Raw genomic sequence first — 26,457 nt, forward strand, 5'->3', positions numbered from 1 at the left:
GGAGGTCAAGATGACAAAATTTCCAGAAAACTTTTTTTGGGGTGGAGCGACCGCAGCCAATCAATATGAAGGTGGCTACAATGAAGGCGGAAGAGGCTTAGCGGCTACAGATGTTACGACCGGGGCAACGAAAGATTCACCGCGTCGGCGAACCTACATTCTGCCTGATGGGACAACCGGAGCGACAAGTAAAGTCGGAGAACGAATTCCTGAACAGGCTCGATCCGCAATCTTGGATGGTTATTATTATCCAAATCATACAGGCACGGATTTCTACCATCATTATCAGGAGGATATTGCCCTTTTTGCTGAGATGGGTTTTAAGATGTTTCGCATGTCCATTGCTTGGCCGCGGATTTATCCACATGGCAACGATCCTGAACCTAATCCAGAGGGGATTGCTTTTTATCATAAAGTGTTCGATGAATTGCGCAAATACAAGATTGAACCGTTGGTCACGATTTCTCATTATGATGATCCGCTGACGCTGGAGGAAGAATTGGGCGGATGGGAAAATCGCAGGACAATCGAGTATTATGAAAGATATTGTCAGACGTTGTTCAAGGAATACCAAGATGATGTTCAATATTGGCTGACTTTTAATGAAATCAACAGTGCAACAATGATATCTTCCTTTATTCCGGATTATCCTAAGGAATTGGATAGGGCAGGCTATCGTGTACTTCATAACAAATTTGTAGCCAGTGCGAAAGTAACGCAGTACGCACATACACATTATCCAAAGCTTAAGATTGGATGCATGATTGCCGGTTTGTTTTCCTACCCTCTGACATGCGATCCTAAAGATGTACTCGCCAATCAGCAGAAAATGCAGAATTATTTCTATTATGCTGGGGATGTGATGGTTCGCGGGACTTATCCGGCATTTGCCAAAAAAATGTGGCGACAGCTGGGATTGGATGAAGCTTTCTTCCAACAGGATACTGATATTTTGAAAGCTGGACGTGTTGATTTCTTCAGTTACAGTTATTATTCCACCTCATGTCATACGACACATGAAGGAGCGAAAAAAGACGGAGGAGGAAATTTATCTTTAGGGTATTATAATGAATACATTCCTTATTCTGAATGGGGCTGGGGGATGGATCCGGACGGTTTACGCATCAGTTTAAACGAAATTTATGATCGTTATCAAGTTCCAATCATGGTCGTGGAAAATGGTTTAGGTGCTGTTGATAAACTGGAAAATGGACAAGTTCATGATCCATATCGTATTGATTATATGCGTGCACATGTTCAAGCAATGGCTCAAGCGATTGATGATGGCGTAGATCTGATCGCTTATACGCCATGGGGCTGCATTGATTTAGTCAGTGCTTCAACCGGCGAAATGCGGAAGCGCTATGGCATGATCTATGTCGACTTGAATGATCAAGGTCAGGGAACATTAGATCGTTTCCGCAAAGACAGTTTTTACTGGTATAAGAAATGTATTGAATCCAATGGAGAAGATTTGGATTAAGCAGCATTGAATTCCAACTAGTTGAAATTTGATGACCTGAATAAATATTTATTCTTAAGATAAGGGCCTGATTTCTGCTTGCTTCCTTAAATGTAATCAGTTTATTATAAAAGTCGTTTTCGATTCTTTCAGGGAACGGCTTTTATTGTAAAAATGGAAATTCAAAATATACCCTATTTTACGTAAAAGAGCGATTCATTCACTCTTTTGATTAAGGCAGAAAAGGAATCAGTCTTGGGAAAAGCGTAAGTGAATGCTCTTGCGAGCGGAAAAGAAAAAGACAATGAAAACGCTTGCGATTAGTGTTTGGGAAAAGTTCGGTTCGTGATAGAATAAGATAGGAGAGACTCATGATCTTAGGCAGGAGGAACTAAAGATGAAAATATGCTCATTTGGTGAAACCTTGATTGATTTTACGCCGGTCGGCGTCAGTGAAAATGGAAATATCATATTTGAACGCAACCCAGGTGGAGCTCCCGCAAATTTGGCGGTGGCTGCGGTAAAGCATGGCGTACAGGCAAGCTTTATCGGTGAGGTCGGCGACGATATCTTCGGTCAGTTTTTGAATGAAAAGCTCAAGGGTGAGGGCGTTGATACGGAATATATGGTGATCAATTCCCGCTATAAAACAACGCTGGCCTTCGTTCAGCTCGATGAAAAAGGGGAGCGGTCCTTTTGCTTTTACCGCAATCCGGGTGCAGATACAATGATTGAAAGTCAGGCAGTCAATCTGCGGGCGATCGATGAATGTGATATTTTTCATTATGGATCAGTGTCGATGACGCATAATCCGGCGCGGATTACGACCTTTGAACTCATCAAATATGCCCAGCAGAAAGGCAAGCTGCTTTCATTTGATCCGAATCTCAGGATGCCTCTGTGGAACAGTGAAGAAGAAGCTCGGCATGAAATCCGTCATGGTCTGCAGTTCTGTGATATCCTGAAAGTGGCGGAAGAAGAATTGATTTTTCTAACCGGCTGTGAGACGCTGGAAGAAGGAGCACGGCAGATCGCAAAAAAATATAAAACACCGCTGATCCTCATCACCGAGGGCAGTCAGGGCAGTCATGCCTTAATTCACGATTACTATATCAACGCCCCGGCTTTCCCGGTATCTGTCGTGGATACGACAGGCGCCGGCGATGGCTTCTTAGGCTGTTTTTTGGCCAGTTTCCTGAAATCAGGAAAAACGCTGGAACAGCTCAGCGGCGAGGATGTCTATCAGATGCTGCGGCTGGCGAATGCTTCCGGGGCTTTGTCCGTAACCCGTAAGGGCGGAATGCCGTCCCTGGTTACAACCGAAGAAGCACAGGCTTTGCTGGATCAGCAGCCGGAGGGCTGAGCGATGGGCGCCGGTGAATTCCTGCAGCGGCTGCAGCCGCTTAAGGCAGAAATGGAAGCGGCTTTCTTCCGGGTCTATCAGCCGTTTCATGTTCAGGAAGAAACTTTTGATGCGCTTTTGGCGATGCTGGATGAACAGATGCACAACCGCAGCTCGCTTCATCGTGAAAAGGACCGCAGCACATCCTGGTTCAGTATGGAACCGGCAGGCATGCGGCTGGATTATTCCGCAGTGCAGTCTGCGGCACAGATATCAATGCGGGCCAGGGAATTGCGTGAGTTAGGGATCGGCTGGGTACAGCTCAGCGAGGTTCCTTTTCCACATACGCAAAATTCACGGCAATTGCTTCAAACTTTGATTGACGCTTGGCATGCAGAAGGCTTCGCAGTGGGAGTGGATTTTGACGTGTCCGGAACCGCTGCTGATGACCCTTGGGCAAGACAGGCGCTAAAAGGGGATCCTGCGATGCAGCAGCGGTATTGGATGATCGCTGATGCCAAACTCGCATCTCTTTACAGTCCGTTTTCCAAAGAAAATGAAACCGGTGTGTTTTATAAGCTGGAAAAAATTCATCAATATGTTTACCGCAACCCACAGACTCAGTGCTGGCTGCTGGATTATAAAAATCCCCAGGTGTTAACCGCAGTGCTGGAACGCTTTTGTTCTCTTGCTGATTTAGGTGTGGATGCGATTGAACTGCGGCAGCTGGATCATATGTGGAAAGAATGCAAAACTCAGCTACTTTATCCTCAGGTTCCCGATTTGTTTGCGCTTTTTGCCGCCGCTGGAAAGCTGGTATGTCCGTCTGTGCTGGTGATCGGACACAGCGAAGCGGCAGCCCATGATTTACAGATCCTGGCTCAGCGTGCTCCGCGGGCCACAGCCATCATCGATCAGGCAGCCATGATCAATGGTTGGAATTCTCTGGCAACCCGCGATACGAAAATGCAGCGAGCGGATATGATTTTTCATGCGCTGAATCCGTCAACGATAGCGATTCATCCTGTTGGCTGTGATCAGGGCATCTGCTGGAATTTTAACGTGGAAGCGGCAATGATGCGCGGGTGGAATCCTGAATCTCATCGGCAGTTTTTGACAGATTTCTATACCGGACAGGCTTTGGGCAGTTTTGCCGAAGGGGAGAGCGATCCGGGGAGCGGACGCTGTTATGGAACTTTGGCAAGCTGGGCTGGATGCGGCCGGGCGATGGATAATCATGAACCTTATGAATTGGAAAACAGCTGCCGGCGTGTTCTGCTGCTTCAGGGATTAAGTCTGGCAATGAGAGGCATGCCGCTGTTGTCAGATGGCGATGAACTGGGCGCGCTGAATGATGTCAGCTTCCGTTTGGATCCAGGCAAAGAACAAGATCGACGATGGCTGCAAAGACCGGTTTATATCGAAGAAAAAGCCCAACAGCGCTTTTCACCGTTGAGCTTGGAATACCGAATATTCCAAAGTTTAAAAGCCATGCTTCGGGTCCGATCGGATTATCCGAACTGGAACTGGGGACAGGAGCAGATTCTGGATACCGCCAACGATGCATTGTTGGTGTGGAGCCGATTCTGTGAAAATCAGCGGCTGCTGTTTTTGTTCAACTTTACGGAATCTCCGCAATACTGTCCGCTGACATCCTTATTTAATGAGGGTGAACAGGCACGGGAACTGCTGACAGGCCGCCGGATCAGCGGCAGTCAGAAAACATTAGGTCTTAAAGCGTACGAATTTCTATGGCTGATTGTTGAAGGCGACGTTGATTCAATTCAATGACGTAGTTTTTGTCATTCATCGATTTTTTGTCACGATCATATCCCCTGTACTTCCGCTGTTGACAAGAAGCATGCTTTACAATCTTTCGCGAACCATCATCAGCGTATATCCAAGCAGATTTTGACCTTTCCATTTGGATTTGTCGAGTCTGTCGGGATCATTCATCGAAAGGCCTATACCCCAAATGCGGTCTTTAACTGCACATTCTGCTAAAACAGCATTTCCGGTTGCCTTAAGTTGTTCTTTTAAGTCTTCGTTTTGGGAAAACTTTGCAATTAATCCCTCGTAAACCACAATTTGGCGAATACCATTCCAATGAATGTCATCGTAATTGGAAACAAGCCGGCCAAGAGCCTTGATACGAGCAACATCGTTCGTATTGAGAATCTTGGCCGCTGTTTGTTTATCTTGAAAACAAACAGCTTTGCGGTACATCATATATTGTTCCATGGAGGAGAACGTGATATCATCTACTGTAAAAAAAGAAGAATACCAATTGCTTAAATATCCATTACATTCCTCTGGATTGTGGAAACAAACCATTCTCATTACTTCACCCTCTTTCTGGATTGCAAGTTAAGTTCTAAATCGTGTGATCAAAATAAGCTTTTTTTACCAAGCGGCACTTTTTTCAGTACCTCAGAGCCTGGAATGTTGTAATATCCTAATTATAGACATAAAACTTTCCGTTCCAATTAGGCATAAGGCTTGGAAATCCTAGATTTTAAGTTGGTCTGTATCGAACCCCTACACTTGCACTCAACCCTTGTTTCATTGAGACTGCAAACTGCTCATACTTTCGCAAGATCAACACCCTCAGCGAGGTCAGTCCTTAGCTTGTAGGCAGTTCATCCGCAAAGTAAAATTCACAAGCAGGATAATCATCATAGTTTGAGAAATCATCAGATTGGCCTAAATAGTAAAGTGTGTCTTCTTCAATAACAAAATAACCTGGAAGTATATCTCCTTCTGTAGCGAAGGGTTCAGTAGAACAACCATCGAATCCGTACTCTGTACATCGGGCATATTGTACGGCAAAGGAATAGGCATGATTCCCCAAGGCGATATATTCACCATCGATCCATTCACTATATTCTGTTTCTAAACGACTGGTAATATAGAGTCGTGCGGTGCCCTTTTTTTGAGGATACAAAACGAAAACGAGGCTGTCTCTTAAAAAATCAGATTCTCCTTCCGGCAAATCCAACCGAGGATCAATGTCCTTTTCCTTCCAGTTATGACACACATAAAGAAAACTCTTTGTTTCGGGATAATCTGAAAAAACGTGTTCTTCCTGTTCAGGGATCAAAGTGGATGGGCTGCTGCTGATGAGGTTGGAGTCAGGCGAAGGCAATGGCAACTCGTCCGACTGAAAAGAACATCCGCCGAATAACAACAGGGATAAGAACAGAAATAGAATTTTACACATCATTACTCCATCCCCAGTCTTTTATGATTTCCGCTTTTGGAAAGGCTGTTAATTTGTTCCCAGCTGCCGCAGATGTTCACTCAGATCCTGAAAGATCTGATCTAACAGACCCGGATCTTGATGATGCGGCAGATAAACCATATTCAGCTCCCGCTTCAAAACAAAATCGATAACCGGAATCTCCACCAGGGTTCCTTCAACCAGATCAGCGTGGATGATATCTTCATGCAGAAAACCGATGCCACATCCATTTTTGATCAACGTCTTCATGACATTCATGCTTCCGCACTGAACCATTCCGGCAAAGCTCTCATAGGATAAATTGTGTTCAGCCAATCCAGTCGGCAGAATTCCGCGCATCCGCGATTCTTTCTGGCGCACAACCAGCGGATAAGCGATCAGGTCGTTCAGCATAACCTCTTTTTTCTGCGTCAGCGGATGGCCTACGGGAACAACCAGACCCATGTGGGTCATTTTCACCAGCCGGCTTTCATAGACCGCTTTGTCAAAGAATCCCTCAACCAAAGCGAAATCAATTTCTCCCTGATCCAGCGCTTCCAGGCAGGCGGCAGTTCCCAGAATCCGCATGCACAGCTCGGTGTTTGGATTTTCTTTCATCCACCGGCAGATCAGTGGCGGCATGATGTACTCGCCGAAAGTGAAGGTACAGTCAAACCGCAGTAAACGACGGTTTTCCTGTTCCTGCCGCAGCCGTTCGATGATATCCTGACTCTGTACCTCCAACGCCAGAACCTGCTGATAAAACCGCTGTCCCATTTCCGTCAGCCGCAGCCGGCGATTATAATACTCAAACAGCTTGATGTTGTAGGTTTGTTCCAGGTAGCGGATATGCTGCGAAACGGCGGGTTGGCTCATATGCAGCTGCTGGGCTGTTTTCGTGTAATTCAGCGTTTTGCTGAGAAGCAGAAAGGTCTTTAGGCGATAATCCAGCATACTATCCCTCGATTCTGATTTTATTATATCATAAGATGAATTTATGAATCATCAAAATCAACTTATAGAAAGAAATCATACATGGACAAGTCCGCAGAACATGGGTACACTATAGTTAAGAAAAATGAAATCAGAATAGAAAAGAATACCCGGAGGAATGTATGAATAAGTTTAAGAAAATACTAATCAGCTTTGCTGTCCTTGGCATGATCACAGGCTGCAGCCCGGTACCGGAATCATCTTCGGGCAGCGGTCCTGTAACGCTGCGGATTGGAACATGGAACATCGCTTCCCAAAAACATCCGGATCCGCAGGCAATGGCGGCTATGCTGGCCAAGCACCGTCTTGACGCTGTTGGAATTCAGGAAGTGGATGTGCAGAACAACCGGAATTCACAGGATCTGGCTCAGACTTTTGTGAATGATGACTTTCCTTACGTTCATTTTGCCAAAGGCCGGGATTTTGCGGATGGGGCCTTTGGAATTGGCATCGTGAGTCAGCACGAGCTGCTGCAGGTTAGTTCCATTCCGTTAGAAAGTACCGGCAGTCGGGCAACAAAGACGTTGGAACGGGTGGTCATCGAGAAAGACGGAGTTCAGATCGCGTTATACAATACGCATCTAAGCTGGGAAAATCTTGATCTGCGCCGCCGTCAGATTGCACAGGTTATTCAGCGGGTCAATGCTGATCCGATGGAGTACAAAGTGATTACCGGAGATTTCAATACCGATCAGCATGAATATGAATATTCGATGTTTCTGGATAACTTCAACGTAGCGAACGGATATAAGTCCATGTGGTATGATACCTATCGAGAAGCGGATGATCCGTCCATGAATGTTTTTACGATAGACAATGTCTTATGTACAAAGAATATGCGGATCACAGATATTCAGCGGGTTGAAAGTGATCTGTCTGATCATGATCTGTTCTATGCGGAATTTGAATTGCTGGGTGAAGTGGAAGGCCTTGCCAATTCTGACAATCGGGCGCTGGGGCAAAATGTCATCGTTTCTTCTTTGAATGAAGAAATCTCTCCGTATTTGCTTGTGGACTATGACACGAAAACACCGTGGGTGTCCGATGCTGCAGATCAGCAATTCATTACGATTGAATTGGATCGGGTGTACGTAGTTGATCAGATCAATGTGCTGTGGGATACGGTGAAAGCCAAACAGTATCTAGTTTCCGGTTCTCTGGACGGCGAAAACTATCAAACTCTTGCTGAAATTCAGGATGTGAAAGACAGCGATGCCATTGCGGTGAATAACCAGCCAGTCAAGTTTGTCCGCTTGGAGCTGTCGGGGAAAAAGGCCGCGAACCAAGGTTATGAAATCACTGAAATTCAGATTTTTGGGGATCCATTGTCACCGCAGATTGATTCTGCCAATCGTTTGCCGCAGGGCAGTTTTGAAGTTTGGAATGGGAATCAGCCGGAAGGCTGGAACTGGACGGTAGAGCAGGCGGAAGAACACAGCGGAACGGCTGCATTTGTTTTAGGTGCGGACACTGCTGCAAAAACAGCGGGCAGTTCATCCCTGATGCTCACCCAATCAGGAATCAGATCAGGCATTGATGGAGTTCTGAGCACCTCTGCCGCGGTGAAGCGGAATACAACGTATCAGCTTGTTTTCGATCACAAAGCGCAGCAGCTGAACAGCACTGACTTTACGATTGAAATGACGCAGAAGACGGCTAACGGTGAATCCATCTCAACGCATCAGGTTACACTGAACGATAATCTGTGCATGAGCGAGGAGTGGGCGGTTTACAGTTTGAACTTTGTTACAGCCTATTCTGCGGACTCATTGGATCTCAGCTTCAGGCTGAGCGGTGCTGAAGGAACATTGTGGCTGGATGACGTTCAGATTCGGGAAGCGGTGCCGACAGAAAACATTTTCCTGAATACGGAAGCCGCAGCTTTGAAAGTCGGAGATAAGACAATGGTGACGGGTGAGAGATTGCCGGAGGCGGCGAGCGATGTCACACTGCACTGGTTTTCCTCGGATGAACGGGTCGCAGTTGTTGATGAACAAGGTCAGGTCACCGCGATGAAGCCGGGCAAGGCCTATATTGGATTGTGCAGCGACAGTGAACTGCGGGTGGAGTCATCTTTGTTAATTACTGTAGAAGAATAAAATAGGATGAAGGCTTAGGCTGGGCTGTGGGATTTCATACTCTGACAGCCCAGCTTTTTTTGTAGTCGCTCAGCGTTTGTGTTATAAATAAGGAAGGATAATGACGACCTAAGGGAGGCGTTGATCATGATAAAAGCAGCAATTGTAGATGATGATTTGGAATTTCTTGAAATGATGTCAGGCGAACTGGAAAAGACTCAGCTATTTGGTGAAATTAAGACGTATAATGATCCGCAGAAATTAATCGCCACACTCGGTCAAATTGCTTCTGATGTTTTATTCTTGGACATTGAAATGCCGAATATTGATGGTTTTTCTGTGGCGAAAGCTTTGCGGGAACAGCCCGTTTCCCCCTTGATTGTTTATGTTACAGCCGAGGAACACTATATGGCGGAAGCGTTCGGTTTTCATGTGATCGGCTTTCTTGTCAAGTCAAAACTCCAGGAACAGCTGGCGGGAATGATCACTAAGATCAACGAGGAAATTGCCTATCGTCAGGTGACAGTGGAAACGACACAAGGCAAAATCTCAATTCGCCGCGATCAGATTTTAATGCTCAGCTGTTTTAACCGCAAGGTAACACTGACATTGCAGGGCGGGATAAAATATGAATTGCGCGGACGCGTTTTAAACGATGCGGTCTGTGCGCTGGCAATGCGTGAACACTTGGTTCAGATTAACCGATCGGAAGTCGTGAACTTAATGAATGTGGAAAAAATCAAAGCCAATACCTTGTTTATCCGCGGACTAAGTCAGCCTTTAATGATCAGCAAGTATCAGAAGGCGGAGGTTCTTCGGCGCTTTTCAGATTATAAGGTGATGGTATGAATGCATTTGTGATCGAATTCAGTTTTTGCCTGCTTGAAATGCTCAGCGTCACCCTATTGGTGCAGAAATTCTTTGCCCTGCGGGTTTCCCTTCCAGTCCTGCTTTTGTCCCTGCTGGGATTTGCCGCTGTTGAATATTCGATGGAATTTTGGATGGCTGATCCAACTTTACTGGTTCTTCTGATGTTTTTGAATATGATGATCATGATTCGTTTAGCCTTCACAGGGAAAACCGTGAACCTAGGAATTTTAGTTTTGTTGTTTTACATCGCAGAAGGAATCCTCTCAGTGATTTCGTTTCAGGTTTTAACGCTGAGTGCCAAAATCCCGATCGAAGTCTTGATGCAGGAGAACTGGCTGCGAACGCTGGGTGGTTATTTTAATAAACTGGCGATTTTGACGCCGATTGTCCTGATGAAGAAAAAACCGGAATTGCTCCGATATGAAAATTTAAGCTGGATGTTTCGGTTTAGCTGTCTTTTATTGTTTCTCTGCGTGTTCTTTAATTATCTGATCTGCTGCACCTTCAATGACCGGCGAATTCGGATTCTCTCGGCCGCGCTCAGCGCAGCTTTATTTGGATTCTTTGTGCTGATGAATTGGGTGTTTTTGCAATATCGTCAAATGCGGGAAAGTAAGAAACGGCTTGAGATTGAACATAACTGCAATACGCTGAAAGCAGTATGGCTTGCGGAGACCTTGGAAAATCAGGAGAAGTACCGTAAGCAGCGTCATGATCTGAAACATTTGCTGGGGCTGCTTGAATTATATTTATCACAGGAACGCAGCCTGGAAGCTCTTGAATACATTCGATCAACCATGAAAACGGTAGAGGATATCTCAAGGAAGGAACATACCGGAGATCCAATCATTGACAGTCTCTTAAATCGAACGATAGAGAGTGAGCCCCATCTTCAGTTTCATCTGGAAACCGGCCGCGTACAATGGCCGTTAAAGGAAGTCGATACCTGTATTTTAATTTCCAATCTGCTGAGCAATGCTGTGGAAGCCGCAAAGCTGTCACAGCAGAAAGAAATTAAACTCTATCTTAAAGAAGATGAAACGACAATTTATCTGACGTTAATCAATTCGGTTAAACCGAATCTACGCATCAATCTAAAACGAAGTTCAAAGTCGGATTGGAAAGAACATGGTTATGGAATTGAGAGTATCCGCACGATTGTGAAGCAGGCTGAAGGCGAGCTTGATTTTCACTTGGCTTCAGACCGTTTTGAAGTCCGGATTTTACTGCCGAAGGAGGAAAAACATGCGTAATTTTTCTTTAAAGCTGGCCCGCTGGCTCAACGGACAGCTGAACGAACCTGTGAATGAGAATGATCTGCGCTTTGGCATCGAGAATTTATTAATTCAAGGAATTCTGATCCTGTGCATGACCGGCATTGCCTTGGTCTTCAACTGTGTTCAAGAAATGCTGGTTTTTATGTTCAGTCTGGTGGCAGTCCGTTCCTTTACCGGCGGAATCCATCTGCACCGCTTTTCCCATTGTCTGCTTGTGACCCACAGCGTTTGTTTCGGATGCATTGCCCTCACACAGTTCATCCCTAATCCTGGATTTTATGTCCTGCTTGATCTCTTATCCCTGGGCATCATTTGGAAATGGGCTCCGGACATGCGCTACAAACGCCGTAAAACCGAACAGGATCGTCAGCGAGCACGGCGGTTAAGTCGGATATTAACCAGTATCTGCGGTATTTTCTCAGTGATTGAACTGCTGGCAATCAATCAGGGAATGGGGCGGATTATTGCCTGCTCCCTAACTGCCAGCGCCATATCTTTAGCTTTGGCTCAGAAGACAGTGCAGTGAAACTGTCTTTTTTTCTGCTAAGCCTTAAATTTGTCGAAATATGTCTATTCGCTCCCAAAAACTGCCTATTGGTTCCCAAACTAAAGACATTTCCGTAAAATTTTCTATAATAAAATTATCAAATGGAAAGAAAGGGGAGAAAAGCATGAGACAGCGTTTCTGGAAAACTGCGGCGATGCTCGTTTTAGCAATGGCTGCAATCAGCAAGCTGACAATTTCACAATGGGGCTGGTACCAACCGGAAGAAGACTAATCAGGGAATTTTCAACAACAGGGGAAAGAACAGGGAATTGATCATCGGTGCAGATGCGCAAAAGTCCGCTCTCATTCACTGAAGGTCAGAACAATTCATTTCTCTTTCTGCCTATGATTTTCTCATAGGCGCTTTTATTATGCCCAAAAGGAGACCGATATGCAGGGAAAACGAGGATTACTTCTGATTTTGATACTCTGTCTGCTTGCCGGCTGCCAGTCAAAAACGCAAATGAGCGCGGAGCAGCAATATCTGCAGACGCTGCAGAAAAGCCAGGCTGAGCTGACCGCCTTATTTGAAAATGGTCAGCCGCAGTCGCCGGACTGGCTGGCACAGCTTAGTGCAATCGGCGAGCAATGGAGTGAACCAGAGGAGACTTACCATGGCAGCGACGAGGAAGTCGCAGGCTTAGCACAGGCCTATGAAACAATGGGAAAGCAAGTCTGTGTGATCGCTAAGGCCTTACAACATCAAGACACAGAAAAAGCGATTGATGAACTGGAAAAACTAAAATCTGAAGCAGGAAAGAATGGGGAAAAATTAAATGAAATCGTTCAGCGGTGGAATTAAAAAGCTTATGATCTGTCTGTTCAGTTTCTGTATGCTGATACAGAACACGGATATGATCCGGGCAGTCAATGAGCGCAGAATCATTGAAAAATACAACCAGACAGGACCTTACTACAACGTTGATATTACCGAAAATGATCCCGTCAACAACGAAGATTCGGAAGAATCAGAAAATCAAAATGAGTCGTCAGAAGGTGAAGAACTTCAGCCCACTCCCAGTGCGGTAGCAACCGCTGAACCCCAGCCGACTGAAACACCGGAAGTAACGGAGGAGCCGACTGCGCAGCCAACGGCTGAACCCTCGGCAGAACCAACGCAGATTCCTGTACAAACACCTCAGCCGACGCTGATGCCGACACCAACCGCGGGCGAAGCAACAGAGTCTGCAGCGCCGCTGGAATTTACACAGACGGATACCAATATCAGCGAGGCCGAGCAAAGCGAGTATGCGGATCCGGAAATTGTGGATGAACGCACGGTGATTTATACCAGTAAAGAAGACCAGAATCTGAAGAAAATGGTCATGGGCGTCATCCGCAATTATAAAACTGCTGATGGTTTTGCGCCGATTGACACGCAGCTGACTCCGGCCGTCAACCTGCTCAGTGAGGACAGCACTGGTTATTTTGTTCAGAATGGAACCAATGTAGTCCGCAGCTACTATCCGGCGGATTCCAAAACCGGCATCGTTCTGGAAAAAGACGAAGTCCGTGTGACTGTTATCCCGCAGCTGAAGCAAATTGGCGAACCCACGGCTGAGGGTGCGCAGCTGATTTATCCAATGGAGAATCAAATCAATCTGCGCTATACCGTGATGCCGGCTTGGGTGGAAGAAGAACTCGTACTCTATGAAAAGCCAGAATCCAATATCTTTACTAGTCAGATCAGTGTGGAAAACGGCACGGTCATGCAGGGGGATGAACATGGTTTGGTCGTGGTGGATCAGAACGAACAGCTATCCATGCTGATCCGCGCTCCCAAAGCGAAAGACGCCGCGGGCAGCGACGCTGAAATCACCGTCGTTCTGGAAGACGGACTAGTTCATTACAGCGTAGATGAAAGCTGGCTGATGAGCGAGGAACGAGTCTATCCGATTGTCATGGATCCAAACTATTTTGGCTATGCCCATAATGGAACCGACGTCAGCGTTTCGCAAAGCCGGCCGACGAAAACCTTAGGCAATCCGAATATGGAAGCGGATGGCTGGGTTTTGAAAAACTATGACGACGCTTTTTTGTTCGTCGGCAATCATCCGCGGTATTCACATTCTTTCAGTTTCTATAAGATCAACAATGACCGCATGAATGAAGTCTTAAAAGGCAAATACATCAAAAATGCAACGCTGAATATCATTCAGGGAAAGACCAAACCGGGAACCGAAAATAAACTGCTGGCCTGCAGTATTCCGGGAACCTATGACATTTCCAAAGCAACCTATTTAAACATGCCGTCGAATTTTGAATGCTTTACCGGTGATTGGACATGGGAAGGCTGCTGGATGCATTCGCTCGATATCACGCCTTATGTGAAAGACGTAGCGGAAAACAATAAGCCGAACAACGGCGTGCTGTTGACCCTGGAGGATCCGGAATCCAGCTATCTGGAAATGTATGCTTCCGAATATTATTACATTACAGGTACTGGGGAGAATACACCGTATGTTGAAGCGGAGTATTATGACAGTCCGGATGTGACAATGACAGATGTCAATCAGTTTACCTGGAATGTCCGGCCGTTCGTTAAGTACGATTTCAAGGAAGGACTGGCCTATCTGGTCGCTGTTGGTTTTGACGGGGCGGCTCCTTATCATGCCCAGACAACGGTGACGATTAAAGACGGCGAGACCGTGAAATTTACTGAAACGATGGAAGCGATCGACAACTTCTACTGCTATCCGGACTACCCGGAAATTGAAAAAGCGCAGAGCTATAATGAAACGAAAGTCAGCAATTATCAGACCGGGAAGTTTTTTGACAGCTTTGAGCCAGGAAAACTCTATACTGTGCAGTTTCAGTCGGTCAAAGGTACAGCGAAGAGTGCTGTCAAGGAAACATATTTCCGCACCTATGAGGTGAAGGGCTTCGATTTAGTCAGTTCGATTGCTTCGTTCTACGGAATTTCAAAAGAAACACTCATGGCTGATAACAATCTTCAGGATGAATTGATTACTCAGGGGAATATCCTGTTCATTCGCGAACCGCAGAAGAACAAGGATGTCGATTATGTGGAAGAGGATTTATCAACAGACCAGAAAAAGCAGGTGGACGCAGCTTTGCGCGGCCGTGATCTGCAATGTGAATTCGGCTTTGAGCCAATCAATCTGAATACCGGTAATTTCATTCTGGAAAGTCAGGATTTCGCGATGAATGTGCTGGAAGACAACTTTACCTTCTCCCGCGCTTACAACAGCAGTGCTGCCCAGGTTTACAGTATTTTTGGCATGGGTTGGGCCTTCAGCGGCTTCTCCCGCATCGCCAGTGATGATGCCGGAGCGACCGTCATTCTTGAAGATGGAACAAAATATTACTTTGCCAAGCAGAATGACGGAACTTATACCAATACGCTGACGGCCGTTTATCAGCTGAGGTGGGATACCGATCACTTCATCTTATCCAATCAGGATTCAACCTGGATTTACGATTCGTCAGGGCTGCTGAGTCGGACTGTTGACAAACAAGGCCGCAGTACAATGTATACCTACAACCAAGGCTTGCCGAATACGATTACGCTGAAAGATGGAAAAACGATGACGTTCCATTACAATGCGGATCATCTTGTCGATCAGATTCAGTTAGGGGAAAATGATCATGTCAGCTATACTTATGATGACAACCTGAATCTGGTATCGTTTACCGATCAGACCGGTGCTGTCATCCGGTATGCCTACGATGAAGCTCACAACATGATTTCATGGACCAATCAAAATGAAGCTCTCGTCGTTACCAATACTTATGATGATCAGCATCGCGTTACCAAGCAGGTGGATGGTCAGGGCAATGTCATGACCTTGGAATATCTTGAAGGCCGAACAAAGACCACCGATGCCAAGGGCAATGTAGAAGTTACCTGGTTTGATGCCAACGGACAGACGACCAAGGTCGAATACGCGGACAGCCGGCAGGTTTTAAAGACTTTTGTCAAGGGACTGTTAACGGAAGAAACGCTGGAAAACGGCATTCATTGGGCCTATACCTATGACGAGCGAGGCAATCAGCTGACCGCAACGCGCAGCGACGGCTTCAAGGAAACCCGCACCTATGATGCCAGTAATAACCTGCTGACCCTCAGCAATACAGCGGGTCAGAGTGAAGCTTGGACGTATGACGCATCCAACAATAAGACCAGTTATACTGATGCTTTAGGTCATACAACAACCTATGCTTACAATGATCAGCAGCAGCTGATCAGCGAAACTGATCCATTGAATCACACAGTCAGCTATCAATACAACGATCAGGGCCGGGTAAGCAAAGTCACTTATCCTGACGGGACTTTCTCAACCTTCACGTACAATGATGCAGGCTATTTGCTGACAACGACAGATCAGGATAACCGGACCACAACGCATGTGCTGAATGCCCGCAATGAGATCGTTCAGATTATCAATCCGGACGGCGGAACGCAGTCAATGACCTATGATGCGGCCGGCAATAAGCTGACAGAAAGCGATTTTAACGGCAATGTGACATCCTATGAATACGACTTATACGGAAACGTTGTAAAAATGACGGATCCGCTGGGGAATGTTACAGCTTATACGTATGATAAAAATCAGAATTTAATCAAAACAACTTATCCTGACGGAGTTGTGACTTCCCGCACGGTAGACAGCCGCGGAAGAACCCTTTCTGAGACGGTCAACGGACTGACCACCACCTATACTTATAATCAGTTTGGGGTGGCGACGGAAACCAACGCTCACAATCAAACCAAGACACTGACTTATGATGCTTTGGGGAATGTGATTAAAACCCAGGATTTTGACGGCTTGGAAACGCAGTCCACTTATGATGCCTTAGGCCGCGTTTTAACCACAACGGACAAAGCCGGAAATGTTATAGCTTATACTTATGATGCAAAAGGACAGAGAATCAGCGTAGAAACAGCACGGCAGACAACGGTCTACGCTTATGATGCCCTTGGCCATGAAATCAAACAGACGCTGACCAGCGGCGATACGATTCGCGTGACGGAAAAAACCTATGATGCGATGGGCAACTTGACCAGCATAAAAGATCCGTTAGGTCATACGACGTCATATGCCTATGACAAGGGTCTGAAAACGAAAATGACAGATGCCTTAGGTCAGGAAACGCTGTATGCCTACGATGCGATGGGACGGGTCATCAGTGAAACCAGCGCAGATCAGAAAGTCCGCACGTGGACCTATGATCACCAGGGGAATATCCTTACAGCAACGGATACCAACGGACACACTACAACGTTTGTCTACAATGGCAATCATCAGGTCATTGAACAAAAGGATGCGCTGAACAACCGTACAACAACAACGACAGACAGCCGCGGACGGACGACTTTAATCACGACTCCGTTAGGCAACAAGACCGGCTTTCAGTATGATATCCATGGCCGCCTGACGCAGAAAACACGCAATGGGAAAGTCATCGAAAGTTATGTTTATGATCAGTACGGCAATCTGACTTCACAGACGATTCTGGGATTGACGACAACTTTTGCCTATGATGCCTACGATCAGCTGGTTAAGACTACTGAGCCGACCGGATTGGTTACAGAAAACATTCTGGACAATCTGCACCGGCTGACTCAGGTTAAGGTCAACGGTGAAATCCAAAAGACCTATACCTATGATGTTTATGATCAGGTTATCAGTGAAACGGATGCCTATGGCAGCACGACAACCTATACAATTAATAGCTTAGGTCAGATCACAAAGAAGACGGATCACGGAGTGACGACTCAATATACCTATGATGCATCCGGCAATGTGACTGTGCAGACCGACAGTTTACAGAATACTAAGGCTTATGCCTACGATGCCTTAAACCGCGTCATCACCGAGACGATCAATGGCAGTAAGCTTACTTATGCGTACGATCTGCGCGGGAACTTAACACAGTTGACAGACCGCAACGGCAACACGACAACTTCAGTTTATGATGGTGAAAACAACCTTCTGTCGGTAACGGCCAATGGCCATACAACAGCATCTGTTTATAATGCGGTGAATCAAAAGACGACAGAAAAAGTCGACAACCAGACCATTCATCAATGGGCCTACGATGCCGACGGCCGTCTGATCAAGGAAACCGACGGTTTAGGCGGCATCACGCAGACGGTGTATAACCCAGCCGGTCTGATTTCCAAGATGGTGGATCCGATGGGCTATGCTACAGAGTATACCTATGATGACCATGATAATCTGACAATCACAAAAGATGCGAAGGGCAATACGCTTCAGCGGCAGTACAATGCACTGAATCAATGCGTAAAGGAAACCTCAAAAATTGGCGGCGTTACGGCTTATGAATACGATGTTTTCGGAAATGTCAAGAAAACGACCTATCCTGACGGCGGAATTGAAACCGTGGTTTACAACGCAAAAAATCAGAAGATCAGTGAAACCAAATTGAACGGCGCTGTTCTGAAATACAGCTACAACGCTTATAATCAATTGTTAAAAACATGGCAGAATGATGTTTTAATTGAAGAGAACGTTTACGATTCAATCGGCAATAAAATCGAAACCTATGACGCTTTGCGGCATAAGACAAGCTGGCAGTATGATAAGAGCGGCCGCGTCATTTTGCGGAAGAACGCATTGAATCAGACGCAGACGTATACTTATGATGCGGAAGACCGGATGCTCACGCAGACAGATGAGGCAGGCATCACCACCAGCTACATCTATGACGCTGCTCAGAATGTCCTGGTGGAAAAGGTCAACAACGCCAAAACAACAACGCGGACGTATAACGCCTTTAACCAGGTGCTCAGTGAAACAGATCCAACCGGGAATACAACGCTGTATGAGTACGATTTGAATCAGCAGCGGATCAAGACGACAGACGCGCTGAATCATACGACAACGACGGAATACAATGCTTCCGGCTATGAAACGGCCACGGTGGACGCCAACGGCAAGCGGTATGAAAAGGTCTATGATGAAGTTTATAATCTGATTCAGGAAAAAGATCCGCTCAATCATCTTGTCACCTATACCTACGATGCAGCCGGTAACATGACTTCGGTTCAGGATGCCCGCGGCTTTAAGCTCAATTATACTTTGAATAAAATGGGCAAGGTTATCCGCCGATACTATGACCAGGTTGAAGTGCTGTATGTCTACAATACCGCAGGCGAACTGATCAAGGCGACGGATGAGGATAAAAAGTCGGAAGAGTACACGTATGATCTCAATGGGAATCTGACAACGTTAAAGCAGAAAGACGGAACCCTCATCACTTATACCTATGATGCCAATCAGAACCTGCTTTCCAAACCGGACGCCACCTTCACGTATGACGCTTTGGATCGCGTGGCTTCGATGACGGATGATCACGGTTCAACCCAGTATACCTACGATGCCGCAGGCAATACGATCAAGGTGGCTCGGGATAACCAGACGATTCAGTATCAGTATGACGCCTATGGCAACCGTACCAAGATCACCTATCCGGATAATACATCCATCACCTATCAATACGATCTGGCAGGCCGAATGACGAAGACGGTCAATGCTTCTCACTATTCCAATTATGAATATGACGCCTTGGGTCGATTGATCAAGGAATCAATGTGCAACAATGTCGTGATCACCAAGAGTTATGACAATAACGGTAATCTGTTAACCCAACTGACCAAGCTGGGAAGCAAAACGTTAAGCTCTTATACGTATGTGTATAACGCAGTTAACAGTGTCAGCAAGCAAACCGAAGTGCTCAACGGAACAACCACGGTGAAGGATTACAGCTACAATGAAAATGATGAATTAATCAAGACAGTGAAGACCCAAGGTTCAACAACAACGACAACCCAGACTATCATCACCCTGACTGGCAACAAAACGGAAGTGACAGAGGGTCAGGTGACCTATCGGGCAACCTATGACGACTTCAACCGAATCAAGACCTACTATGATGGAACGTCGCACTTCACTTACAGCTATGATCAGCGCGGCAACCGGATTCGCGAAGGCCGGGATGACAACGCGGTCAGAGAATATACGTATAACGATCTCAATCAGCTGATTCGAGTGAAGGATTTTGACGGAACTGTGACAACCTATGCGTATGATGGAGCAGGCAACCGCATCCAGCAGACAGCGGATCGGACGAATACGGTCTATACGACATCACCAGCAGCGATTACAGACAGCATAGACACCTTGATCCAACAGCTGAAAGAAACCTCGTCAGAAGCCACAGAAACGCATCAGACAGAGATTTCAGCAGTAACCCGAGCCGCTACCGGCAATACAACCACAATCACGTATTTGAATGATGAGCTGGCAGAAAATCCAGTGGTTCTGGTCAAGACTCAGGACAATGCGAAGACGAAGTATTGGTATGGCAATGAACGGCTGTGTACGAATGACGATTTCTATTTGTATGATGGACAAGGAAGCGTTACAATCTTGTTAAGCGGATCCAATCAAGTGCTGTCGACCTACAGCTACAGTGATTATGGAAGGAGAGATAAGAAGTATAATCCGTTTGTCAGCAGCAGTGATGAATACGGATATCGCTCAGAAGCGCATAACAGCGATGAAACACAGTACTTAAGAGCCCGGTATTATGATACTGTCACAGAATTGTTTATCAGTGCGGATGGCTATCGTGGGGACTGGCAGGATCCGTTAAGCCAGAACCGGTACAACTATGGCCGCAATAACCCGAACAAATACTTTGACCCAACGGGAAAATGGAGTGTCTGGGGAGCGATTAAAGGCGCTGTGAACAGTGCCGCAAAGGCTGTGAACAAAGTGGTGCAGACCGTCAAGAATGCGTTTACTCCGCCAAAGAAAACAACGCAGCCTAAGAACAGCTTTACCCCACCAAAGCCAGCATCAACACAGAAGATAACCAACCCGACTGACGCTCGAACAACACCAGCGACCTATGCCAAGTATGATAAGGCGATTCAATATTCAACGCCGACTACGAACAATAATAATTACAAAGGCGGAACAAGCAGCAGTTCCGGAAATAGCGATTCAGGGAAAAAAAGCACTCCTAATAATCAGGAAGCTATGAAGCAAGCTGCCGAGTTGCTGAAGAAGCAAACGGAAGAAAAACAGAAAACGCTTGTGGCCGCGATGAAGGATATTATGAAGAATATAACCACAGCGGTTAAGAATGTAATTATTAATAACTTAACTCAGAAAACCACAAGTCTTAATAAAAAGTATCCAGAGGTAGTCGGATCGTTAGAAGACCGTGTGCAGGCATATTGCGGAAAACCAAAGGAAGAAAAGAAGCAAGATTCTGAGAATAAAGAAGGAATTCTGCAAACAGTAAACAATGGTATAAAGAGTGCGGGTATTTTTGTTTCTGATATTATTCAGTCAACAAATACAGTTTCAATTGCAATATCAATTACATTTGGAAAAGTAATTGATCGATATGTACCAATCAAGGGTATTTTAGAGGCAATTTCACTCTTTGGAATAGCGACAAACTTAACTGAGAAAATTCCGTTAAATGCTGGAGATGAAGGAAAACTAGCAGAAAAGATTCCGTTGGATAAGGAACTAAAGTATTTAGAGAAGCTGCCGGGGATCAGTGTCAGAAAAGATTTAGTTATTGATCTCCCGCTGAATATCAAAGGAAACCAAGATTATCTTGAGAAGATTAAAATCCGGAATGAGCAGACCTTTGTGGAAGAGATTCCGTGGGATCAAGTGATTGAGGAAAACACTAAAAATGAATGGCATAGAATGACAGCTAAAGAATCTGCTGATGCTGCAAAAAAGTTAGGATTTGAGAAGACTAATTATAGAACTAAAACTGGAGAACCTGTTTATTATAACAGAAAAACGAAAACATATATAAGCCAGGATGTTGGCAGTGGTGATGGGAGTGGACCTCACAATGGCGGTGTGTGGAAGCAAGCGAAATCTCCAGAAGAATTAAATAGCAAAAAGACAAGAATGGGCACGTATGATGCAAATTTAAATAGGATTGGAGATTAAATGAAAAAATATTCTATTACGAAATATTCTAGAAATAACAGTATAAAGGAGGAATGGACATCAATAAGTGATATTGGGAAAATATATAACGGATGTATTTTAGATGCTAAAGAATATAAAAAAATTGAAGATTCATATGTGAGAGCTGTGCTAGAAATAGCATCATATATGGGAATAGAGTATTTTAGAATTAAGGATGTATTCCGTTGGAAAGATTTAAGGAAAGATATCAATGAAAATGCGGTCTTTAAAGAGCTATATCCTCAATCCATGTTGAAAGTTTATGAAGAAATGACAAATGAAACAATAGTAAACAAAGAGGAGCTCTGTGACTTAGTACGGTTGGAATTGAGAGAAGATATTGGAGGTCTGTTGTATGTCCCTTATCGATTGAAAATATTTATTGGTGATGATTATATGATGGGAGTCCATACATCAATACCATTAGAAAGTATTTACAAGATCATTTCAGATTTGGGTCTTAATATTTATCAATTTATTTAATTTAAAAGCTTTGTGATATTTAGCAATCACAAAGCTTTTAAATTTTATGGACACTTCAACGAAGGTTTAGTTTGTGGCTACTGCTATGTAACCACATATGCGTATGACGGAGCATGCAACCGGATCCAACAGACAGCGGATCGGACGAATACGGTCTATACGACCTCGCCTGCAACGATTTCAGACAGCCTTGATCCAACAGCTGAAAGAAACCTCGTCAGAAGCCACAGAAACGCATCAGACAGAGATTTCAGCAGTAACCCGAGCCGCTACCGGCAATACGACCACAATCACGTATTTAAACGATGAACTGGCAGAAAATCCAGTGGTTCTGGTCAAGACTCAGGACAATGCGAAGACGAAGTATTGGTATGGCAATGAACGGTTGTGTACCAATGACGATTTCTATTTGTATGATGGACAAGGAAGCGTTACAATCTTGTTAAGCGGATCCAATCAGGTGCTGTCGACCTACAGCTATAGTGATTATGGAAGGAGAGATAAGAAGTATAATCCATTTGTCAGCAGCAGTGATGAATACGGATATCGCTCAGAGGCGCATAACAGCGATGAAACGCAGTTCTTAAGAGCCCGGTATTATGATACTGTCACAGAATTGTTTATCAGTGCAGATGGCTATCGTGGGGATTGGCAGGATCCGTTAAGCCAGAACCGATACAACTATGGCCGCAACAATCCGAACAAGTACTTTGACCCAACGGGATTTATGAGTAGGGTGCCTATAGGAGGAGGTATCATCAATCCACCGGCAAACAAAAACAAGTTTGAAAAGTATCAACCGGAAAAAAAGAGAGAGCCTCAGGCTAAAGGCGGGAATACATCAAGTGGCGGAGATACTGCCAATAGTGGAGCGGGAGCAGGAAGAAATACAGAGAGCTCTACACCAAGTAATAATCCCGGGAAAAAAAGCACTCCAAGTAATCAGGAAGCTATGAAACAAGCTGCCGAGTTGCTGAAGAAGCAAACGGAGGAAAAACAGAAAACGCTTGTGGAAGCGATGAAGAATGTTACAGAGAGTATAACTGCAGCAGTTAAGAATGTAATTATTAATAACTTAACGCAGGAAACCACAAGTCTTAATAAAAAGTATCCAGAGGTAATTGGATCGTTAGAAGACCGTGTGCAGGCGTATTGTGGAAAACCGAAGGAAGAAAAGAAGCAAGATTCTGAGAATAAAAAAGGAATTCTGCAAACGATTAACAATGGTATAAAGAGTGCTGGTATTTTTGTTTCTGATATTATTCAATCAACAAGTACAGTTTCGATTGCGATATCCATGACGTTTGATAAAGTAATTGATAGATATGTACCAATCAAGGGTATTTTAGAGGCAATTTCACTCTTTGGAATAGCGACAAACTTAACTGAAAAAATTCCATTAAATGCTGGAGATGAAGGAAAACTAGCAGAAAAGATTCCGTTGGATAAGGAACTAAAGTATTTAGAGAAGCTGCCGGGGGTCAGTGTCAGAAAAGATTTAGTTATTGACCTCCCACTGAATATCAAAGGAAACCAAGATTACTTAGAAAAAATAAAAATCCGGGATGAGCAAACCTTTGTGGAAGAGATTCCGTGGGATGAAATTGTTAATAGTGATTCACAAATTGAAAATTTAAAACCTGCAAAACCGGAAAAAGTGATTAATGATTTAAAGAATTATCAGACTAAGAAGTGGGACATTGGTGGAAATGAAATTGCATTTGATAAAAAGGGAATGAAGCATGTTTTAGAAAGACACCATCCTGAATACTGGGATGGATCTGTTAAAGAAACACAATCCTTCTTTGATAAAGATATGACAATCACAGATATTCAAAATATAGCTGATAGAATTATTAATCAAAATCGAGACGTAATTGAAAAGAAAGGAACTACTGGAATGTATCAAATAGAAGGAGAGGTTGATGGAAATAAATATGTAATAGGATTTAATAACGGTAGGATTGGACAGTTTTATAAAAAATAGAATAAGCACTTATAGACTTCAGTGGAGATTTAGAGCGTATTTAAAAAATACGCTCTAAATTTAATGTAAGATAAATTATAGTATAATGGAGATAGATATGATAAAAGTAGAAACTTACATAAAAAAAGAAAAAGTTATAACATCATTAAAGGCTGCAAACGAAAATTGTGAGGAATATTTTGTGAAATGCGAAGATGAAAATTGTTTGCAATATATTGAAGATTTTGACTATATAGAGGGAGCGATAGTAATTTATAATGATGAAGAAGTATTATTAAGTTTTCAATATTGGGATATAGTAGATCAACTATGGTCATATATACTTGAAGCGTTTAATCATATAGCTAATGGAAGTAAAAATGAAAAAATTTTATTTCCAGATCAACCAGTAGAAATGTATTTTGATATTATTTCTGATGATTTTCTGCTAGTTAGTATCAAAAAAAACAAATATCAAATTTATAGAAAAGAATTTTTTGATGCAATGTTAGAAAATGCGAAATCTTTCTTTGGAATTCTAAAAAAGTGTGATAATGAACAGATAATTTTAGAAAGTAAGAAAAATTTAAAAAAAATAGATGAAATTAAAAATTTAATAAATTCTTAGCCTGAATCATTAAGCGTTTTACCGACGTGTTTATGCACATATAATCAGATGATTATAAATTAAGACAAAAAAGCTTCTTAGGTAGTGTGGGGTAATTAAATGAAAGTTAAAGAGTTGAGTAAAGAGAATATTATAAAACAATATGAAAAAAGTGGCGACGTTATAATGCATGCAACTTTGGAAGGAGATTATAAAAAAATAATAAAGAAGGGAAAAAACTAACTGAAATATTTAAACAATTTGAGGCCGATACGAAGTTAGCGATGAGTTGTTTTCCAGTTTTATTGAAAAGCAATAATGCAGTTGTCAAAACTAAAGGGGCAGCTTATTGTTTTGCACTTAATATTAAGGTAAATACAGCTGAGAATTTACTATTTGAAATAAGTAATGATCACAAAGACGGGATATTTGGGTTTAATGTAAAAATGGTTTTGAAAGTTTGGCATGAAAACGGAAAACTGGAAATTTACCAAAAGAAAAAATAGAAAATACTTAGGAATAGGAAAAATCATAGGGTAACCAAATAATTTAGGGGTATATCCAAAATATAGTTATAAAGACGTGACTCTTGAACTGGATGATTTAGGACATCGAAATTATATAGAGTCATGAGGGATGAAAAATACAAAAGCTTAATGTTTATTAGAAAGTTTTCTGATGAACAGGGTTCGATGGAAATAAAATGGATGACAACCAAATCCGTAGATGCACAAAAATGGCTTAATAGTATGGATTTTGGTAAGAATCCTAAAATAGTCGAAATCACCGTACCAAAATCTGCACTAGATAATTTCTATTATCCTGGGAATAATCTTGATAACATTGGACCGGCATTTAGTGGGGAAATTGATTATTTAAATACTGTTATAAAATCTATAAAATAGGAGGCTAATATGAAATTATATAGACCTGTTGGATTATATGAAATGGTGAAAATTTTGAATAAAGATGGTAAGGGTTTTCCGCCTAGATATTCTTATCAACCTATTTTTTATCCTGTTTTAAACGAATCATATGCGATTCAAATTGCACAAAAATGGAATACATTAGATTATAATTCAGGATTTGTAGGATTTGTGACAGAATTTGAGATTGATGATAATTATATAAAAAATTATGAAAGTCATTGTGTGGGTAGTGAAATACATAAAGAATTATGGATACCTGCTGAAAAAATGTCTGAATTTAACGAAAATATATTAGGGAGAATTCAAATAAAGCGAGCATATTATGGAACTGAATATACTGGAATCAGCCCAAATGGAAAATCAGGGTTTAAGGAGGATAACATTAACAGGCAATTAAAGTTGCTAGAATCAACTCTTAACTATAATTGCATGGACTTCAGTGGGACTGTATATGTAGAATGGAAATTAATAAACTTGAATTTCCTATATTGGTTTAAAGTATTTAGTGAACATAAAAAAGCGTTGAAATCAATTTACAATTGTTTAGAAAAGAATGATAAATTATATATCACTAAAGAGTTAATTTTCTGAAAATTATCTTCATGTGATATAAGTTTAAAGGAGGGTTATTGATCACGCCGTTAATAATTGTAATTTTGTAAGTTGGTTTTTTTCAAAAACAAAATTA

At 43.4% G+C, this 26,457-nt stretch carries 19 protein-coding genes; 16 read left to right on the plus strand and 3 right to left on the minus strand.

All coding sequences use genetic code 11. From position 1 onward, the window contains the following. Positions 1–10: 10 nt before the first annotated feature. The 3 genes from MCG46_RS04015 (at position 11) to MCG46_RS04025 (ending at position 4,595) form a co-directional block, all read left to right on the plus strand. Entirely contained in the window at positions 11–1,483 is a 1,473-nt protein-coding gene (locus MCG46_RS04015; protein ID WP_240277890.1) for a glycoside hydrolase family 1 protein, read from the plus strand. Positions 1,484–1,859: 376 nt separating this feature from the next. Next, positions 1,860–2,825, plus strand: coding sequence for a carbohydrate kinase family protein (locus tag MCG46_RS04020; RefSeq protein ID WP_240277892.1), 966 nt, complete (start codon positions 1,860–1,862; stop codon positions 2,823–2,825). A 3-nt stretch (positions 2,826–2,828) separates the two neighbouring features. Continuing rightward, positions 2,829–4,595: an alpha-glucosidase C-terminal domain-containing protein gene (locus tag MCG46_RS04025; protein WP_240277894.1), complete on the plus strand. Its 1,767-nt coding sequence runs from the start codon at positions 2,829–2,831 to the stop codon at positions 4,593–4,595. A gap of 75 nt (positions 4,596–4,670) precedes the next feature. Here the strand turns inward: MCG46_RS04025 and MCG46_RS04030 are convergent, their stop codons facing one another. The 3 genes from MCG46_RS04030 to MCG46_RS04040 all read right to left on the minus strand — a co-directional run bounded on the left by MCG46_RS04030 (position 4,671) and on the right by MCG46_RS04040 (position 6,978). Continuing rightward, positions 4,671–5,144, minus strand: coding sequence for an NADAR family protein (locus MCG46_RS04030; RefSeq protein ID WP_240277896.1), 474 nt, complete (start codon positions 5,142–5,144; stop codon positions 4,671–4,673). Between the two features lie 283 nt (positions 5,145–5,427). Continuing rightward, positions 5,428–6,027: a hypothetical protein gene (locus MCG46_RS04035; protein WP_240277897.1), complete on the minus strand. Its 600-nt coding sequence runs from the start codon at positions 6,025–6,027 to the stop codon at positions 5,428–5,430. A 45-nt stretch (positions 6,028–6,072) separates the two neighbouring features. After that, positions 6,073–6,978 carry a LysR family transcriptional regulator gene (locus MCG46_RS04040; protein ID WP_240277898.1) on the minus strand — a complete coding sequence of 302 codons (906 nt, stop codon included), beginning with the start codon at positions 6,976–6,978 and terminating at the stop codon, positions 6,073–6,075. A gap of 161 nt (positions 6,979–7,139) precedes the next feature. On the opposite strand from MCG46_RS04040, the gene MCG46_RS04045 reads away from it, so the two are divergent. From MCG46_RS04045 to MCG46_RS04100, 13 genes are all read left to right on the plus strand, one after another. Then, entirely contained in the window at positions 7,140–9,116 is a 1,977-nt protein-coding gene (locus MCG46_RS04045) for an endonuclease/exonuclease/phosphatase family protein (protein WP_240277899.1), read from the plus strand. A 126-nt stretch (positions 9,117–9,242) separates the two neighbouring features. After that, a complete protein-coding gene (locus MCG46_RS04050; protein WP_240277900.1) occupies positions 9,243–9,944 on the plus strand; it encodes a LytR/AlgR family response regulator transcription factor in 702 nt (233 codons plus the stop codon). Next, entirely contained in the window at positions 9,941–11,218 is a 1,278-nt protein-coding gene (locus MCG46_RS04055) for a GHKL domain-containing protein (protein ID WP_240277901.1), read from the plus strand. Before MCG46_RS04050 ends, MCG46_RS04055 begins: the two co-directional genes overlap by 4 nt. Further along, a complete protein-coding gene (locus MCG46_RS04060) occupies positions 11,211–11,768 on the plus strand; it encodes an accessory gene regulator ArgB-like protein (protein ID WP_240277902.1) in 558 nt (185 codons plus the stop codon). Before MCG46_RS04055 ends, MCG46_RS04060 begins: the two co-directional genes overlap by 8 nt. Before the next feature lie 412 nt (positions 11,769–12,180). Continuing rightward, positions 12,181–12,591: a hypothetical protein gene (locus MCG46_RS04065; RefSeq protein ID WP_240277903.1), complete on the plus strand. Its 411-nt coding sequence runs from the start codon at positions 12,181–12,183 to the stop codon at positions 12,589–12,591. Further along, on the plus strand, positions 12,566–21,763 hold the full coding sequence (locus MCG46_RS04070) for a toxin C-terminal domain-containing protein (protein WP_240277904.1): 9,198 nt from the start codon (positions 12,566–12,568) through the stop codon (positions 21,761–21,763). The genes MCG46_RS04065 and MCG46_RS04070 overlap by 26 nt, the downstream gene beginning before the upstream one ends. Further along, positions 21,764–22,267 carry a hypothetical protein gene (locus MCG46_RS04075; RefSeq protein ID WP_240277906.1) on the plus strand — a complete coding sequence of 168 codons (504 nt, stop codon included), beginning with the start codon at positions 21,764–21,766 and terminating at the stop codon, positions 22,265–22,267. A gap of 190 nt (positions 22,268–22,457) precedes the next feature. Next, positions 22,458–24,254 (plus strand): RHS repeat domain-containing protein, encoded by a 1,797-nt coding sequence (locus MCG46_RS04080; protein ID WP_240277908.1) that lies wholly within the window; start codon positions 22,458–22,460, stop codon positions 24,252–24,254. A 97-nt stretch (positions 24,255–24,351) separates the two neighbouring features. After that, positions 24,352–24,861: a hypothetical protein gene (locus MCG46_RS04085; RefSeq protein ID WP_240277909.1), complete on the plus strand. Its 510-nt coding sequence runs from the start codon at positions 24,352–24,354 to the stop codon at positions 24,859–24,861. A gap of 99 nt (positions 24,862–24,960) precedes the next feature. After that, the gene (locus MCG46_RS19425; protein WP_275890949.1) at positions 24,961–25,083 is read left to right on the plus strand and encodes a hypothetical protein; all 123 of its coding nucleotides are present in this window, start codon (positions 24,961–24,963) and stop codon (positions 25,081–25,083) included. 41 nt (positions 25,084–25,124) lie between these two features. Beyond that, positions 25,125–25,346: a hypothetical protein gene (locus tag MCG46_RS04090; RefSeq protein ID WP_240277910.1), complete on the plus strand. Its 222-nt coding sequence runs from the start codon at positions 25,125–25,127 to the stop codon at positions 25,344–25,346. A gap of 186 nt (positions 25,347–25,532) precedes the next feature. Then, positions 25,533–25,745, plus strand: coding sequence for a hypothetical protein (locus tag MCG46_RS04095; protein ID WP_240277911.1), 213 nt, complete (start codon positions 25,533–25,535; stop codon positions 25,743–25,745). A 9-nt stretch (positions 25,746–25,754) separates the two neighbouring features. Continuing rightward, a complete protein-coding gene (locus MCG46_RS04100) occupies positions 25,755–26,360 on the plus strand; it encodes a hypothetical protein (protein ID WP_240277912.1) in 606 nt (201 codons plus the stop codon). Positions 26,361–26,457 lie beyond the last annotated feature (97 nt).

It is taken from the genome of Holdemania massiliensis (assembly GCF_022440805.1).
Taxonomy (GTDB): Bacteria; Bacillota_I; Bacilli_A; order Erysipelotrichales; family Erysipelotrichaceae; genus Holdemania; species Holdemania massiliensis_A.

Excerpts from the sequence above, each read along its gene's own strand:
- MCG46_RS04055 (WP_240277901.1), top strand. The coding sequence starts at position 9,941 with ATGAATGCATTTGTGATCGAATTCAGTTTTTGCCTGCTTGAAATGCTC.
- MCG46_RS04020 (WP_240277892.1), top strand. The coding sequence starts at position 1,860 with ATGAAAATATGCTCATTTGGTGAAACCTTGATTGATTTTACGCCGGTC.
- MCG46_RS04090 (WP_240277910.1), top strand. The coding sequence starts at position 25,125 with ATGAGTTGTTTTCCAGTTTTATTGAAAAGCAATAATGCAGTTGTCAAA.
- MCG46_RS04025 (WP_240277894.1), top strand. The coding sequence starts at position 2,829 with ATGGGCGCCGGTGAATTCCTGCAGCGGCTGCAGCCGCTTAAGGCAGAA.
- MCG46_RS04040 (WP_240277898.1), bottom strand. The coding sequence starts at position 6,978 with ATGCTGGATTATCGCCTAAAGACCTTTCTGCTTCTCAGCAAAACGCTG.
- MCG46_RS04065 (WP_240277903.1), top strand. The coding sequence starts at position 12,181 with ATGCAGGGAAAACGAGGATTACTTCTGATTTTGATACTCTGTCTGCTT.
- MCG46_RS04030 (WP_240277896.1), bottom strand. The coding sequence starts at position 5,144 with ATGAGAATGGTTTGTTTCCACAATCCAGAGGAATGTAATGGATATTTA.
- MCG46_RS04075 (WP_240277906.1), top strand. The coding sequence starts at position 21,764 with ATGAAAAAATATTCTATTACGAAATATTCTAGAAATAACAGTATAAAG.
- MCG46_RS04035 (WP_240277897.1), bottom strand. The coding sequence starts at position 6,027 with ATGATGTGTAAAATTCTATTTCTGTTCTTATCCCTGTTGTTATTCGGC.
- MCG46_RS19425 (WP_275890949.1), top strand. The coding sequence starts at position 24,961 with ATGAAAGTTAAAGAGTTGAGTAAAGAGAATATTATAAAACAATATGAA.
- MCG46_RS04085 (WP_240277909.1), top strand. The coding sequence starts at position 24,352 with ATGATAAAAGTAGAAACTTACATAAAAAAAGAAAAAGTTATAACATCA.
- MCG46_RS04045 (WP_240277899.1), top strand. The coding sequence starts at position 7,140 with ATGAATAAGTTTAAGAAAATACTAATCAGCTTTGCTGTCCTTGGCATG.
- MCG46_RS04015 (WP_240277890.1), top strand. The coding sequence starts at position 11 with ATGACAAAATTTCCAGAAAACTTTTTTTGGGGTGGAGCGACCGCAGCC.
- MCG46_RS04060 (WP_240277902.1), top strand. The coding sequence starts at position 11,211 with ATGCGTAATTTTTCTTTAAAGCTGGCCCGCTGGCTCAACGGACAGCTG.
- MCG46_RS04050 (WP_240277900.1), top strand. The coding sequence starts at position 9,243 with ATGATAAAAGCAGCAATTGTAGATGATGATTTGGAATTTCTTGAAATG.
- MCG46_RS04100 (WP_240277912.1), top strand. The coding sequence starts at position 25,755 with ATGAAATTATATAGACCTGTTGGATTATATGAAATGGTGAAAATTTTG.
- MCG46_RS04070 (WP_240277904.1), top strand. The coding sequence starts at position 12,566 with ATGAAATCGTTCAGCGGTGGAATTAAAAAGCTTATGATCTGTCTGTTC.
- MCG46_RS04095 (WP_240277911.1), top strand. The coding sequence starts at position 25,533 with ATGGAAATAAAATGGATGACAACCAAATCCGTAGATGCACAAAAATGG.